This is a genomic window from Herpetosiphonaceae bacterium (assembly GCA_036374795.1).
In the GTDB taxonomy this organism is placed as follows: domain Bacteria; phylum Chloroflexota; class Chloroflexia; order Chloroflexales; family Kallotenuaceae; genus LB3-1.
The window spans coordinates 1-16,108 of sequence record DASUTC010000338.1; the positions used below are offsets into that span (position 1 = coordinate 1).

General features: G+C 66.7%; 3 protein-coding genes. All 3 read left to right on the top strand.

All coding sequences use genetic code 11. The annotated features are described in order from the left end of the window. Nucleotides 1-2,441: phosphopantetheine-binding protein (locus VFZ66_25850; protein HEX6292634.1), on the top strand; the 2,441-nt coding region annotated here is incomplete at its 5' end. Nucleotides 2,442-2,605: 164 nt separating this feature from the next. Then, nucleotides 2,606-10,951, top strand: coding sequence for an amino acid adenylation domain-containing protein (locus VFZ66_25855; GenBank protein HEX6292635.1), 8,346 nt, complete (start codon nucleotides 2,606-2,608; stop codon nucleotides 10,949-10,951). After that, on the top strand, nucleotides 10,952-16,108 hold a 5,157-nt coding region (locus VFZ66_25860), incomplete at its 3' end, for an amino acid adenylation domain-containing protein (protein ID HEX6292636.1).

Below are 16,108 nucleotides of genomic sequence, written 5' to 3' on the forward strand. Positions count from 1 at the left end.
CCTGGCACCCGCCTGGCACTCCGCCTCTTGGCTCTGCCGACTTGCGGCCGCATGTCGGCGCGCGCCTGCCCGACTACATGGTGCCGAGCGCGTTTGTGCTGCTGGACGCGCTGCCGCTGCTGCCCAACGGCAAGCTCGATCGCAGCGCGCTGCCGGAGCCGGACACCAGCCGCGCCGCTGCGGATCAGCCCTACGCCGCGCCGCGCAATCCGGTCGAGCGCGCACTGGCCGAGATCTGGTCGGAGGTGCTGGGCATGCAGCAGATTGGCATCCACGACAACTTTTTCGCGCTCGGCGGTCACTCGCTGATGATGACACAGGTTGTCGCTCGCATCCGCGATCGGTTCAAGGTCGATCTGCCGATGCCCGGCTTTTTTCAAGGCCCGACCATCGCCGAGCTTGCCGTGAGCATCGGGCAGCGATCGGTCGCGCCATCGTCAGAGCCGGATCTCGTCGCCGCACCGGTGCGAAAGCGGGATGCTCCGCCCGCCGCAGATACGCTGGAACGGCTGCTGGACCAGATCGAACGTCTCTCGCCGAGCGAAATCCGGGCGATGCTGGCGGCCAGACAGCGAGCCGAGTCTGCCGATTCTCCGCCGCTGCACTATCGATCCGCCGCGATCACACATGTCTCGGTCGGCGATGGGCTGGCGCTGGTGTACACCGGCGCAGGCGCTCCCCGGCTGATCGATGCCGATCTGGCGGCGCTGCTTGAGCACTGCCGGGAATTCAAAACGCTGGATGATCATACGCGCGCGATCACGGATCACCTGAAGCAGCGCGGCGATCGGGACGCTCTCAAGCGCAGGCTCGAAGATCTGCGCACTGCCCGGCTCCTGATCTCCGATCGAGAAGCCTTCGAGCGCCTGATCGGCGCTGCGCCCTCGCAGACAACACCGGCGCAGATCGCGGCGGTCGCGTGGCCGACGTGCAATCGGGCCGCGCTGCTTGAGCGCAGCCTCGTCAGCTACATCGAGAATGGCAAGCGCTATGGCCGCAGCCCTGAGTATGTGGTCATGGACGACTCGCCCGACGCCGCAACGCAGCGTGACTATCGGCGCAGGCTGGCGCTGCTGCGCGACCGGTATGACGTGCCGATCGTGTATGCTGGCCCGGCGGAAAAGGCCGCGTTTATCAAACACCTGTGCCGCTCCGGCAGCTTGCCGCCGGATGTCGTCGAGTTCGCGATCTTCGGCGATCCGCGCTCCGCGCACAGGTACGGCGGCAACACCAATGCGATCTTGCTGCACACGGTCGGCGATCCGATCATCTCTTCCGACGACGATACGATTGGCCGGGTGATGCCAGCGCCCGAACCGCTCGGCGGCCTGCGCATGATCTCCGGTAGCTCGATTGACGGCGCAATCCATCTTCACAGCGGCGATCCTGACGAAGTTTGGAGCTATCCAAGCCGCGAGGCATTATTGCGCCAGGCAACGTTCGTCGAGACGGATCTCCTGGCAATCCACGAGCGGCTGCTGGGCCACGAGATCCGCAGGTATGCCGCGAGCATCGCCGAGGCCGGGGAGCCCGTTGATCTTCGGGATGTCCATCCTGGCCTGCTTGAGCGGATGCAGGCGCGCGGCGGCGAGGTGCTGGTGACGCTGCCAGGGATCACAGGCGACTCTGGCTGGGGCACGCCCAGCCACTATCTGAGCTTCACGGGCAATTCACTCCTGCGGCTGGTTCGCTCCGAGCAGACCTACCGCGCGGTCTGCCTGAGCCGAAATCTGCTGCGAGTCGCGCGGCAGACCACGATCACCGCCAAGATCGCGCATCTCATGGGCGGGTCCTTCGGCCTCGACAACCGGCAGATCGTCCCGCCGATGATTCCGGTCGCGATCGGACAGGATGCCGTGTTTGGCCGTACGATTTCTACCTGCTACGATCGCGGCTACGTTGCGCACCTGCCCTGGGCGATCCTCCACCTGCCGGGCGAGGAGCGATCGTTCTGGCCCGGCGAAATGATGCGCAGCGCCTCCGGCGTGAGCTTCCAAAGCGTGCTTTCGGCGCTGCTCGGCACCTTCGATCGGCCAGGAAGCAGCGCCAGTGGAGCGGACCGGCTGCGACAGCTTGGCGGCTACCTGGAAGAGATCGGCAGCCTGCCTCAAGCCGAGTTCGAGGCAGCCATCCGTAGCGCCGTCGGACAAGAAGCTGGCGTGTATCTGCGAATGCTGGATACGCAGCTTCAATCCGGCGAGCTTCCGGCCTACTGGACCCGCGATGTGCGGCAGTTCAGCGCCGCGCTACGTCAATCGCTGGTCAAGGAGGCGTTTTACATCCCGCTGGATCTGCTCTATGGACGCGACATCGAGGAGGCCCGGCGACTGACCCAGGAGTTCGTGTATCGCGTCGGCCAGCTCTATAGCTGGTGGCCTGAGATGGTGGAGCAGGCGCGGAGCCTGCGAGCGCGCCAGATCCGCCTGGCCGCTAATGTTTAGGCTGCGTTCGCGAGTGGTTTTATTTCTAGCGGAGTTGCTGGTATACTTCTCGCTGCTTTGAAGCGTATTTTAGATTATCGGTAGCATTCACCGCTCCTCGCCTGTAGAGTCTGTCACCCGCACAGCTAGCTCCTACAAGCAGCATCAACTAAGGTAGAGTTCTGATGAGCGACATCAACGAACGCATCGCGAACCTGTCGGAAGAAGCGCGGGCGCTGCTGGATCTGCTGCTGAAGGAAGCCCAGGAAGACATGACGAGCGAGATCGTCGCAGGCGCTGAGCCGCACGCCGCAGCAGGCCACCAGGAGCCGAACAGCGGCGGTGCCACGGTCGAGGCCAGGAGTGCGGTGCAGCAGCCCGCTCGATCGCTGTTTAAGCTGCCCGCCGATCGCCGGGCGCTGCTCGACACGCTGCTGGAAGCGGAGGGCATCGATGCACGCTCCCCTCAGGGCATTCCGCGCAGAACGGGCGATCAGCAGATTCCGCTATCATTCGGACAGCAGCGGCTGTGGTTTTTCGACCAGCTTGAGCCCGGCAGCTCACTCTATACGATTGCAGCGGCTATCGAGCTGACCGGATCGCTGAGTCTGGCCGCGCTTGAGCAGAGCCTCAACGCGATTGTGCGACGCCATGAGGCGCTGCGGACAACCTTTGCCCCAGGCGCATCGACCGCCGCCCACGAGCCGATCCAGGTCATCGCGCCGAGTCTTGCGCTTGCGCTGCCCGTGACGGACCTGCACCCGGAGGGTACCCGGCTGCCCGATCAGCGCGTTCAGGCCGAGGCGCTGCGCCTGATCCGCGAGGAGGCCAGCACGCCGTTCGATCTCCAGCGCGGGCCGCTGATCCGCGCCTCGGTGCTCAGGCTGGCCGACGACAGGCATATCCTGCTGCTCACGATGCACCATATCGTCTCGGATGGCTGGTCGGCTGGCATCCTGGTGCGGGAGATTATGCAGCTCTACCCGGCTTATCTTGCGGGAGAGGCCAGCCCGGAGCACACGCGGCTGGCAGAGCTGCCGATCCAGTACGCCGACTACGCGATCTGGCAGCGCGGCTGTGCGCTTGACCGGCAGCTCGCCTACTGGAAACAGCAGTTCAGCGGTCCACTTCCGACACTTGAGCTGCCGATCGATCGTCCACGACCGCCGGTGCAGACCTTTCGAGGCGCGACGCACCTGTTTTCCCTGCCGCGAGCACTGAGCGCCGACCTGCAAGCGCTGAGCCAGCGCGAGGGCGTGACGCTGTTTATGACACTTCTGGCAGCGTTCAAGGTGCTGCTGGCGCGCTACAGCGGGCAAACCGACATCGTGGTCGGCACGCCGATCGCGGGACGGCCCCAGGTAGCGCTGGAAGGCTTGATCGGCTTCTTCGTCAACACGCTGGCCCTGCGCACCAGCCTGGCAGGCAGCCCGACCTTCCGCGAGCTGCTGGCGCGTGTCGCCGAGGTCACGCTGGGAGCGTACGCCCATCAAGACCTGCCCTTCGAGCAACTGGTGCAGGAGTTGCACCTCGATCGCGACTGGAGTCGATCGCCCTTGTTCCAGGCCGTGCTGAATTTCCAGAACACGCCCCAGGTCGATCTCAACCTGCCCGGCCTGACAGGAACGCGCCTGGAGCTTGACCCCGGCACGGCGAAGTTCGATCTCACGCTTGAGCTGGAAGAACAGGCGGATGGCCTCAAAGCCAGGATCGAATACAACACCGATCTCTTTGAGTCGACAACAATCGCGCGTATGGCGGGGCACTTCACGACGCTGCTCCGGGCGATCGTCGCCGATCCCGACGCGCGCATCGCCGAGCTGCCGCTGCTGACGGAGGCCGAGCGCCAGCGGATGCTGATCGACTGGAACCGCTCCGAGGCCGAGTATCCCCACGCCGCCGCCGTGCATCAACTCTTTGAGGCCCAGGCCGCGCGCACGCCGCATCTACCCGCGATCGTCTTCGCGGGGCAAGCGCTGACGTATGCCGAGCTGAACACGCGGGCGAATCAACTCGCGCACCACCTGCGCGCGCAGGGCGTCGGGCCGGATGTGCTCGTCGCGCTGTGTGTCGAGCGCTCGCTGGAGATGATCGTCGGCATGCTGGCGATCCTCAAGGCGGGCGGCGCGTATGTGCCCCTGGACCCGGCCTATCCTCAAGAGCGGCTTCAGTACATGTTGTTGCACAGCCGCGCGCCGGTGCTCCTGACCCAGGCCGCGCTCGTGGCGAGATTGCCGGAGCATCCGGCGCAGGTCTTCCGCCTGGACGCCGACTGGCCGCTGCTGGCCGATCAGCCGACCGCCAACCCGCCGCGCACGGCGCTGCCGGGGCACCTGGCCTACCTGATCTTCACGTCAGGCTCGACCGGACGACCAAAGGGCGTGATGGTGCGGCAGCAAGGCTTGATCAATCTGGTCTATGGCCTCCGCGCCTATTTCGACGATCCGGCAGTGCAAACGACCGGCCTGATCACCTCGATCAGCTTCGACATCTCGGTCAACCAGATCTTCCCGTCGCTCTTTTTTGGTCGCACGCTGCACATCATCCCCGATGCGGTCAAGCTCGACAGCCGCGCGCTGCTGCGCTACCTGCATGAGCAGCAGGTGCATCTGCTCGACGCGGTGCCCTCCTACATGCAGGCGGTGCTGAACGAGGTCGCGCCGCAGCAGCCGCCGAACGCACTGCGCTATCTGTTGATCGGCGGCGAGAAGCTCGAACAGCGCTTGCTCGATGCGGTCTTCGGCCAGCTCGGCCCCAGCGTCGAGATCGTCAACATTTACGGCCTGACCGAGATCAGCGACATCAACGCGCTGGGCCTGATTCGTGCCGAAGACCTCGGCCAGCCGATCACGGTGGGCAGGCCGCTGCACAACAACCGGATCTACATCCTCAACGCCGCCAACCAGCCGCAGCCGATCGGCATCGCGGGCGAGGTCTGCATTGCGGGCGAGAGTGTATCACGCGGCTACCTGTTCCGCCCGGATCTCACGGCGGAGCGCTTCGTGCCATGTCCGTTCGAGGATGGGCAGATCATGGTCCGCACCGGCGATCTTGGCCGCTGGCTCTCCAACGGCACGATCGAGATCCTGGGGCGGATCGACCAGCAGGTCAAGATCCGAGGCTTCCGCATCGAGCCGGGCGAGATCGAGGCCGTGCTGCGTCAGCATGAGGCCATCCGCGAGTGCGCGGTGGTGGCGCGCGAGGATGGGGCAGGCGATCAACGGCTGGTAGCGTACGTGGTAGAACACGGGGACCAGGGAACACGGGAACACGGGGAAAACCAACCCGCCCCCTCGCCTAGGCAATGGGAGCGGGCGGGTGCCATGCGGGTGCCATGCCCAGAGGGCACCCGGCATGGGCACCCGGCCCGGGGTGAGGGCCTGCCCCCCGAACTGCGCCAGTTCCTCGCGGCACGTCTGTCCGACTACATGCTCCCCGCCGCGTTCGTCTTCCTCGACGGTCTGCCGAAGACGCCCAGCGGCAAGCTGGATCGCAACGCGCTGCCCGCGCCCGATCTGCACGCCGCGCTGGATCAGGACTTTGTCGCGCCCCGGACGCCGCTTGAGGCGATGCTGGCTCAGGTGTGGGCCGATGTGCTGCGAGTCGAGCGGGTCGGCGTCCACGATAACTTCTTCGCGCTAGGGGGGCACTCGCTGCTGGCGACACAGATCGTTTCGCGGCTGCGTGACACGCTTCAGGTCGATCTGCCGCTGCGCGCGCTCTTCGAGACGCTGACGATCGCCGGGCTGGCAGCAGCTATCGCCGAGCGCACGCCACAGGCGGTGGCAGCGCCCGCTGCGGAGCAGAGTCGAATACCCGTCCAGCCGCGCGTGGGCAATGATCGCTTTCCGCTCTCGTTCGCGCAGCAGCGGCTCTGGCTCCTCGATCAGCTCGATCCCGGCAGCGCCGCCTACATCATTGCGGCGGCAGTGCGCCTGCGCGGCCCGCTCAACACGGCGGCGCTCGCGGCAAGCCTCGATGCGCTCGTCGCGCGGCATGAAACCCTGCGCACGACCTTTACCCAGGAGGCCGGACAGCCGCGCCAGATCATAGGAGCGCCCTACAGCGTTGCGCTGCCGCTCATCGATCTTCAAGCAGAGCCGGAGGCGCAGCGCGAGGCCCGCGTGATGCAATTCGCGGTCGAAGAGGCCCGCAGGCCGTTCGATCTTCAGCGCGGCCCGCTGCTGCGCACCACACTGCTGCGGCTGCACCATGCCATGCCGGGTACCCGCGCCGAGCATGTGCTCTTCCTGACAATGCACCACATCATCGCCGATGGCTGGTCGATGAACATCCTGATCGACGAGCTGGCCTGCTCCTACCGCGCGTATGCGGCAGGCGCGTCGGACGATCAGGCTGCCGGACTCGCGCCGCTGCCGGTGCAGTACGCCGACTTCGCGGTCTGGCAGCGCGAGAGCTTGCAGCAAGCGCCGATCATTCAGCAGCAGCTCGACTACTGGAAGCGCCAGCTCGCGGGCGCGCCCTCCACACTGGAGCTACCGATCGCGCTGCCCCGCCAGGCCGGACAGCAGATCCGCACAGCCGCGCACGGCGTGGTCGTTTCGCGGGAGCTGAGCGCAGCATTGATCGCGCTGAGCACGCAGCAGCATGCGACGCTCTTTATGACGCTGCTGGCCGCCTTCGACATCTTGCTCTACCGCTACACCGGCCAGACCGATCTCCTGGTCGGCGTGCCGGTCGCCGGACGATCGCAGACCGAGATCGAGAAGCTGATCGGCTTCTTCCTGAATACCCTCGTGGTGCGGAGCAATCTGGCGGGTAATCCATCGTTCGTGGAGCTACTCCGGCGAGTGCGCGAGACGACCTTGAGCGCGTTCGATCATCAGGATGTCTCGTTTGAGCAGGTCGTCAAGGAAGTTCAGCCGGATCGCGCGCTCCACCAGCAGCCGCTCGTGCAAGCCGTCTTTGTGTTTCAATCGAACAGCCTGAGCACGCTCAGCCTGCCCGATCTTGAGCTCAGCCCGGTCGCGACCGGCGACGAGACGGCCAAGTTCGATCTGACGCTGGTGGTCGATCCGACCGAGAGCGGCATTCGGGCGGTGTTCAAATACAACCAGGCGCTCTACCCTGTGGCGGCGATCGAGCGCATGGCCGGGCATTTTCAAACGCTGCTGGCCGCGATCGTCGCGCAGCCGGAGCAGCCGATCGGTCGTCTGCCGCTGCTGACGGCGGCTGAGCAGCAGCGCCAGCTCGTCGATTGGAACGCGACCGCCGCGCCCTACCCGGTGGGGCAGTGCTACCACGAGCTCTTCGAGGCTCAGGTGCGCCGCACGCCGGATGCGATCGCCGTGCTCTTTGGCGACGAGCAGCTCAGCTATGCGGATCTGAACGCGCGCGCCAACCAGCTCGCCCACCACCTGCGAGCGCTGGGTGTCGCGCCGGAGAGCCGCGTTGGAATCTGCGTCGAGCGCTCGCCGGATCTGGTCGTGGCGCTGCTCGGCACGCTGAAGGCGGGCGGCGCGTACGTGCCGCTCGATCCGAACTATCCGCAGGAGCGGCTCCAGTTCATGCTGGAGGATGCGCAGGTCAGCGTGCTGCTCACCCAGCGGCGACGTGAGGCCGCGCTGCCGCCGACACGGGCCGCGATCGTGCTGCTCGACGCTGACTGGCCGCTGATTGCCCGGCAGCCGCAGACGAATCCGGCGCATGCCGCCAGCGTCGGCAATCTGGCCTACGTGATCTACACCTCAGGCTCCACGGGCGTGCCAAAGGGCGTGATGGTGACACATGAGGGCATCGGCAATCTGGCCGCCGCGCAGATCAACGACTTCAAGCTTGGCCCCGGCAGCCGCGTGCTTCAGTTTGTCTCGTTCAGCTTCGATGGTGCCGTCTCGGAGTTCGTCATGGCGCTGCTCTCCGGCGCGACCTTATGCCTGGCGCTGCCGGGATCGACGCTGCCCGGCCCGGCGCTGATCGAGCAGCTCCGCGAGCAGGCCGTCACCACGATGAAGCTGCCGCCCTCGGTGCTGGCCGTCCTTCCGGCCACCGAGCTTCCTGCCCTGCGGACCCTGATCAGCGCGGGCGAGGCCCTGCCGACGGAGCTGGTTCGGCGCTGGAAAGGCGCGGAGACGGCGGGCGCGGGACGGCGCTTCTTCAACGCCTATGGGCCGAGCGAGAATACCGTCTGCGCGACGATCGGCGAGTGCAGCGGCGACGAGCAGCGGCCCCACATCGGTCGTCCGCTGCCGAATAAGGAGATCTACCTGCTGGATGCCAGGCTTCAGCCGGTCCCAGTGGGCGTGCCCGGCGAGCTGCACATTGGCGGGATCGGGCTGGCCCGTGGCTACCTGGATCGCCCGGCGCTGACCGCCGAGAAATTCATTCCGCATCCGTGGAGCCGCCCAGAGGGCGCGCGGCTCTACAAGACCGGCGACCTGGCGCGCTACCGTGAGGACGGCAACATCGAGTTTGTCGGGCGGGTCGATCAGCAGGTCAAGGTGCGCGGCTTTCGGATCGAGCTCGGCGAGATCGAGGCCGTGCTGCGCCAGCATCCTGCCGTGCGCGAGTGCGTCGCGGTGGTGCGCGAGGACGTGCCGCCCGCAGGCGGGCACCCGGAGAAGCGGCTGGTGGCGTATGTGACGACAAACAAAGAACCGGATGCCCTCCGGGCGCACAAAGAACAAACGGAGCGTCACCCGGGCAGCGACTCCTGTTCTTCCCAGAAACTCCGCGAGTTCCTGGGACAGCGCCTGCCCGACTACATGGTGCCGAGCGCATTCGTGGTGCTCGACGCGCTGCCGCTGACGCCCAACGGCAAGCTCGATCGGCTGGCGCTGCCCGCGCCGAGCCACATTCGCCCGGAGCTGGACACCGAGTTCATCCCCGCGCAGAGCTGGGTCGAGCAGACTCTCGCGCGGATCTGGGCTGAGACGCTGCGGCTAGAGCAGATCGGCATCCGCGATAACTTCTTTGACCTTGGCGGCGACTCGATCCTGAGCATTCAGATCACCGCGCGGGCCAACCAGGCCGGGCTGCGGCTCACGCCCAGACAGCTCTTTGAGCACCAGACGATCGCCGAGCTGGCGCAGGCCGTGGGCACGCAGCAGGCGACCCAGGCCGAGCAGGGGATTGTCACCGGGCCGGTGCCGCTGACGCCGATCCAGCAGCGATTCTTCGAGCAGGAGCAGCCACAGCCGCATCATTGGAATCAATCGCTGCTGCTTGCGACGCGCCAGCCGCTTGACGCCGCGCTGCTGGCGCAAGCCATCCAGCAGCTTGTAGCCCACCACGACGCGCTGCGGCTGCGCTTCGTCCGCACGCCCACAGGCTGGCAGCAGCACAACGCCCCGCCCGACGACACGCCGCCGCTGATCACGATCGATCTGATGACCGTGCCGGAGCCGCAGCAGAGCGCCGCGCTGGAGGCGGAGGTCGCCGCGCACCAGGCCGGGCTCGACCTGACAGACGGGCCGCTCTTCCGGGCTGTGCTGTTTACGCTGGGACCGCAGCACGGCAGCCGTCTGCTGCTGGCCGTGCATCATCTCGTCGTGGATGGCGTTTCGTGGCGCACGCTGCTGGAAGATCTCCAGACCGCCTACCGCCAGATCAGCCAGGACGCACGCCCCCAATTGCCGCTCAAGACAACAGCGTACCGGCAGTGGGCCGAGCGGCTGGCGGACTACGCGCAGGCTCCGGCGCTGCACGACGAGTGGCGCTACTGGCGCGGCGCGGTTCCGGCCTATGTGCCAAGGCTGCCGCTCGACATTCCGAGCGGCAGAGCCGCAAACACCGAGGGCACGAGCCAGAGCGTGACCATCGCGCTGGATGCCGAAGAAACGCGCGCGCTGCTGCAAGATGTGCCTCAGGTCTATCATACGCAGATCAACGACATCCTGCTGGCTGCGGTCGCCATCGCCTTCAAGCGCGGCCTGCGCATCGCGCCGCTGCTGATCGATCTTGAGGGCCAGGGCCGCGAGCCGCTCTTCGACGATCTGGACGTTTCGCGCACGGTCGGCTGGTTTACGACGGTCTTTCCGGTGCTGCTCACGCTGCCGCACGACGCGCAGCCCGGCGACGCGCTCAAGGCGATCAAGGAGCAGCTCCGGCGCATCCCGCAGCGCGGCATCGGCTACGGCCTGCTGCGCTACCTGAGCGGGCAGCCCGCGCTGATGGCTGCGCTCCGAGCGCAGCCGCAGGCCGAGGTCGGCTTTAACTACCTCGGCCAGTTCGATCAGGTCTTTGACGACACGGCGATCTTCCGCCCGGCCAGCGAGTCGAGCGGCCCCGGCAGAGCGGCGCAGGCTCGAAGGGCACATCTGCTCGACATCAACGCCCACGTCTTCGAGAACTGTCTACAGGTCGATTGGATCTACAGCACGGCGGTCCATCAGGAGGCGACGATCGCAGAGCTGGCGCGCGGCTTTGCGGACGCGCTGCGCGAGTTGATCGACCACTGCCTCCACTCGAATACGGGCGGCTACACGGCTTCGGATTTCAGCGCGTTTAACTGGAGCGCGGACGATCTTGACGACATTACCAGCAGCATCGGCAAAGTGATGGGAGACAGCTAAGTGCAGGTCAGAAACGTTGAGGACTTTTATCCGCTTTCGCCGTTGCAGCAGGGCATGCTCTTTCACAGCCTGTACGCTCCCGAATCTGGCGAGTACTTCGAGCAGCTCACCTGTACGCTGCGCGGCTCGCTGAACATCGCCGAGTTCGAGCGGGCCTGGCAGCAGGTCGTCGATCGCCATCCAAGCCTGCGCGCCGCGTTTGTCTGGGAGGGGCCGAAAGAGCCGGTCCAGGTCGTGCAGCGTCAGGTGCGGCTCCCGCTGAGCTACGAGGACTGGCGCGGGCTGCCCGCCGCCGAGCAGCGATCCCGGCTGGCGGCATTTCTGGACGCCGACCGTCGGCGCGGCTTTGATCTGGCGCGCGCGCCGCTGATGCGTCTCACGCTGATCCAGCGCGGTGATGACGAGTACAGCTTCGTGTGGAGCCATCATCACCTGCTGCTCGACGGCTGGTGTCTCGCGCTGATCCTGCGCGAGGTCTTCGCCTTCTACGATGCGGGCCTGGCCGGGCAGACGATCCACCTGGCGCGCAGCCGTCCCTACCGCGACTATATCGTCTGGCTTCAGCAGCAAGATCTGGCCGCCGCCGAGCGCTTCTGGCGGCAGCAGCTCAAAGGCGTTCTCGCGCCGACGCCGCTTGGCGTGGGGCTGGCGCGATCGGAGCAGCCGGGCGCGCAGCAGAGCTACGGCGAGCAGCAGCTTGCATTGTCGGAGACAACGACGGCAGCGCTGCGCGCGCTGAGCCACCAGCGCCAGCTCACGATCAACACGCTGATCCAGGGCGCGTGGGCCGTGCTCCTCAGCCGCTACAGCGGCACGCACGATGTCGTCTTCGGCGCGATCGTTTCGGGGCGTCCGGCCACTCTCAGCGGTGTCGAGTCGATCGTCGGACAGTTCATCAACTCGCTGCCGGTGCGGGTCGCGCTGCCGCCGGATGCGAGGCTCGTGCCCTGGCTTCAAACGATCCAGGCGCAGCAGGTCGAGCTGCGCCAGTATGAGTACAGCCCGCTGGTGCAGATCCACGGCTGGAGCGAGGTACCGCGCGGACAGCCGCTCTTCGAGAGCCTGCTGATCGTCGAGAATTACCCGCTGGATCAGGCCCTGCTTGAGCGCAGCCGCAGCCCCTACGTCGCGGACGTGAGCGCCCAGGAGCGGCAAAACTACCCGCTGGCGGTCTTTGCCATGCCCGGACGAGAGCTGGGCTTTCGCATCCTGTACAACGCCGATCGCTTCGATGCCGCGACGATTACCCGAATGCTCGGTCATCTCCAGACGATCCTTGAGGACATGGTCGCAAGGCCGGATCGACGGCTTGCCGAGATCAGCCTGCTCAGCGCCGCCGAGCGCAGCCAGATCGTCGGCGCGTGGAATCCGCCCGTGATCAGCGCTGCGCCCGGCGAGATCATCCAGCAGCGCTTCGAGGCGCAGGTCGCCCGCACGCCCGACGCGCTGGCGCTGAGCTGCCCGACGATCGCGCCGGGCATGTTCGAGAGCAGCAACCGCCAGCACGACGACCCGTTTGCCCATGCGCGGCTGAGCTACGCCGAGCTGAACGCGCGGGCGAACCAGCTTGCGCGGCATCTGCGCGCGCTGGGCGTCGAGTCCGAAACCCTGGTCGGCTTCTACCTCGACCGCTCCGTCGATCTGATCGTCGCGATCCTTGCCATTCTCAAAGCGGGCGGCGCGTACATCCCGTTCAACCCGAACTATCCCGCCGAGCGGCTTCAGTTCATGCTGGCCGATACTCGCGTGCCGGTGCTGATCACCACCCAGGATCTATCGGCCAGGCTGCTCACTGAGACGGTCGGCGCGGCCCGGCATCAGCCGCAGATCGTCGATCTGGATCGTGACCAATTCGAGATCGGCCAGCACGCCGCGAGCAATCTGCCACCGACCAGCGCGGCGCATGATCTGGCCTACGTGATCTACACCTCAGGCTCGACCGGACGACCAAAGGGCGTGATGGTCAGCCACGGCAGCGTGCTGTCGCTGATGGACGCGACCCAGCCGGTGTTCGGATTCAGCGATCAGGATGTCTGGAGCATCGTCCACTCGTTTGGCTTCGACTTCTCGGTCTGGGAGATGTGGGCGCCGCTGCTGCACGGCAGCCATGCGCTGATCGTGCCGGAGTGGATCGCGCAAACGCCCGAGGTGTTCTATGCCCTGCTCTGCCGCGAGCGGGTGACGATCGTCAATCAGACGCCCTCGGCGCTGCGTCACCTGCCGATCGAAGCGCCGTCCGGGCCTGAGCGCGAGCATGCGCTGCGGCTGATCATGAGCGGCGGCGAGGCGTTACCGCGCGATCTCGCCGCTCAGATCCTCGCCTGGGACGTGCCGATCTGGAATTTTTACGGCCCCACCGAGGCCACGGTCTGGGCGGCGATCCAGCCCGTGACCCAGCTTGAAGAAACGTTGGGCTTCGTGCCGGTCGGCAGGCCGCTGGCAAACTCGCAGATCTACCTGCTCGACGCTTCCGGCCAGCCCGTGCCGATCGGCGTCGCGGGCGAGCTGCACATCGGGGGCAGCGGGCTGGCGCGCGGCTACCTGGGCCGCCCCGCGCTCACCGCCGAAAAGTTCGTGCCGCATCCGTTCAGCCGCCCAGAGGGCACCCGACCGGGGGGGCGGCTCTACCGCACCGGCGACCTGGCGCGCTACCTGCCCGACGGCACGATCGAGTTCCTGGGCCGGATCGATCACCAGGTCAAAGTGCGCGGCTTTCGGATCGAGCTGGGCGAGATCGAGGCCGTGCTGGCGCAGCATCCCGGCGTGCGCGAGGCCGTGGTGCTGCTCCGCGACGAGCGGCTGGTAGCGTATGTTGTAACAAACAAAGAACAACGGAACAAAGAACAAAGAACCGAGAACGGCCCTGCGGATGATTCTTGTTCTTTGTGCTCTGTTCTTTGTTCTCCCCAGGAACTGCGCCAGTTTCTGGGGCAGCGCCTCCCCGACTACATGGTGCCGGGCGCATTCGTCGTGCTGGACGCGCTGCCGCTGACGACCAACGGCAAGCTCGACCGCGCGGCCCTGCCTGCGCCGAGCAGCGAGCGACCGGAGCTGCCCGCCGGTTTCACCGCGCCGCGCACGCCGGTCGAGGAGCTGCTGGCGGCGATCTGGGCCGATGTCCTTGGCGTCGAGCGGGTGGGCATCCACGACAACTTCTTTGAGCTGGGCGGCCACTCGCTGCTGGCGATCCAGCTCGTAGCCCGCCTGGGCGAGGCGCTCCAGGTGCGGATTCCCCTGCGTCAGCTCTTCGACGCGCCGACCGTCGCCGGGCTGGCGGTGATCGTTGCCGAGCAGAAAGGCAAGCAGGACGATCACGCAGCCGCCGTGGCACCGCTCGCGGCGATTGTGCCGACGCCCGATTGGCTCCATCTGCCGTTTCCGCTGACCGAGGTCCAGCAGGCCTACTGGGTCGGGCGCAGCGGCGTCTTTGAGCTGGGCAACGTCGCCGCGCATACGTATGTCGAGGTAGAAAGCAGCAGCCTCGATCTTGAGCGGCTGACGCTGGCGATTAGGCGGCTGATCGACCGCCACGCGATGCTGCGCGCGATCGTGCTGCCGGACGGCCAGCAGCAGATCTTGCCTGAGGTGCCGCCCTACCGGATCGCGCTGATCGACCTGCGCGACGACGCGCCTGAGTCCGCCGAGCGCCAGCTTGCGACCATCCGCGAGCAGGCTTCGCACCAGATCTTGCCCGCTGAGCGCTGGCCGCTCTTCGAGATCCGCGCATCTCTGCTCACGGATCGGCGCGTCCGGCTGCATATCGGCGCGGATCTGCTGATCGTGGACGCCTGGAGCATGCGGATCATTCAGCGCGAGCTATCGCTGCTCTACCAGGACCCCGACGCGCCGCTGCCGCCGCTTGAGCTATCGTTTCGCGACTATATCGTCGCCGAGCAGGCGCTCCGTCAGACCGAGATCTACCAGCGCTCGCGGGAGTACTGGTCGGCGCGATTGGCAACGCTGCCGCCGTCGCCGGAGCTGCCGCTCGCGACCAGCCCGTCAGCTATTCGCGCGCCGCGCTTTACGCGCCGCTCCTCGCGGCTGGAGCCGGAAACCTGGCAGCGCCTCAAGCGCCGGGCTACCCAGGCCGGGATCACGCCGTCGGGGCTGCTGCTGGCCGCGTTCGCGGACGTGCTGAGCACCTGGAGCAAAAGCCCGCGCTTTACGATCAACCTGACGCTCTTCAACCGGCTGCCGCTGCATCCGCAGATCAACCAGATCGTCGGCGACTTCACCTCGGTGACGCTGCTGGAGGTGGATGCCTCAGCCGCCGAGCCGTTCCTGGCGCGGGCGCAGCGGCTTCAGGCCCGCCTCTGGGACGACCTGGATCATCGCTACGTCGGCGGCGTGCATGTGCTGCGCGAGCTGGCGCGCCTGCGGGGTGCCGCGCCGCACGCCGCCATGCCGATCGTGTTTACCAGCGCGCTCAGCCTGGCATCCTCCGAGCACGCCGACGCGACCATCTTCGACACGCCCGGCGAGCTGGTCTATGGCATCTCGCAGACGCCGCAGGTCTGGCTTGACCATCAGGTTTCGGAGCGCGCCGGAGCCCTCACGTTCAGGTGGGATGCCATCGATGAGCTGTTTCCCGGGGGGCTGCTTGACGATATGTTCAGCGCCTACTGCCGGTTGATCCAGCGGTTGGCGGACGAGCCCGCCCTCTGGAAAGCGCCGACGCGCACGCTCGTTCCGGCGGCGCAGCTTGCGCAGCGCGCGGCGATCAACGCCACCGACGCGCCGATCGCCCAGGAATTGCTGCATACGCTCTTCGCGGCTCAGGCGCGACGGCAGCCCCAGCAGCCGGCGGTGATCACGCCGACGCGCCGGCTGAGCTACGCTCAGCTTCAGCGCCATGCCAGCGCCGTCGCGCAGCGATTGCGGGAGCTAGGCGCGCGGCCCAACACGCTCGTCGCCGTGGTGCTGGAGAAAGGCTGGGAGCAGATCGTCGCGGTGCTGGGCGTGCTTCAGGCAGGCGCGGCCTACCTGCCGATCGATCCGCATCTACCCCAGGAGCGGCTCTGGCATCTGCTGCGCCACGCCGAGACGGCGCTGGTGCTGACGAATACGACCACCGACGCGGCGCTCGCATGGCCGGAGCAGGTAGCACGGCTGGCGATCGATCAGATCGCGCCGCTGACGGACGAGCACGCCTGGCAG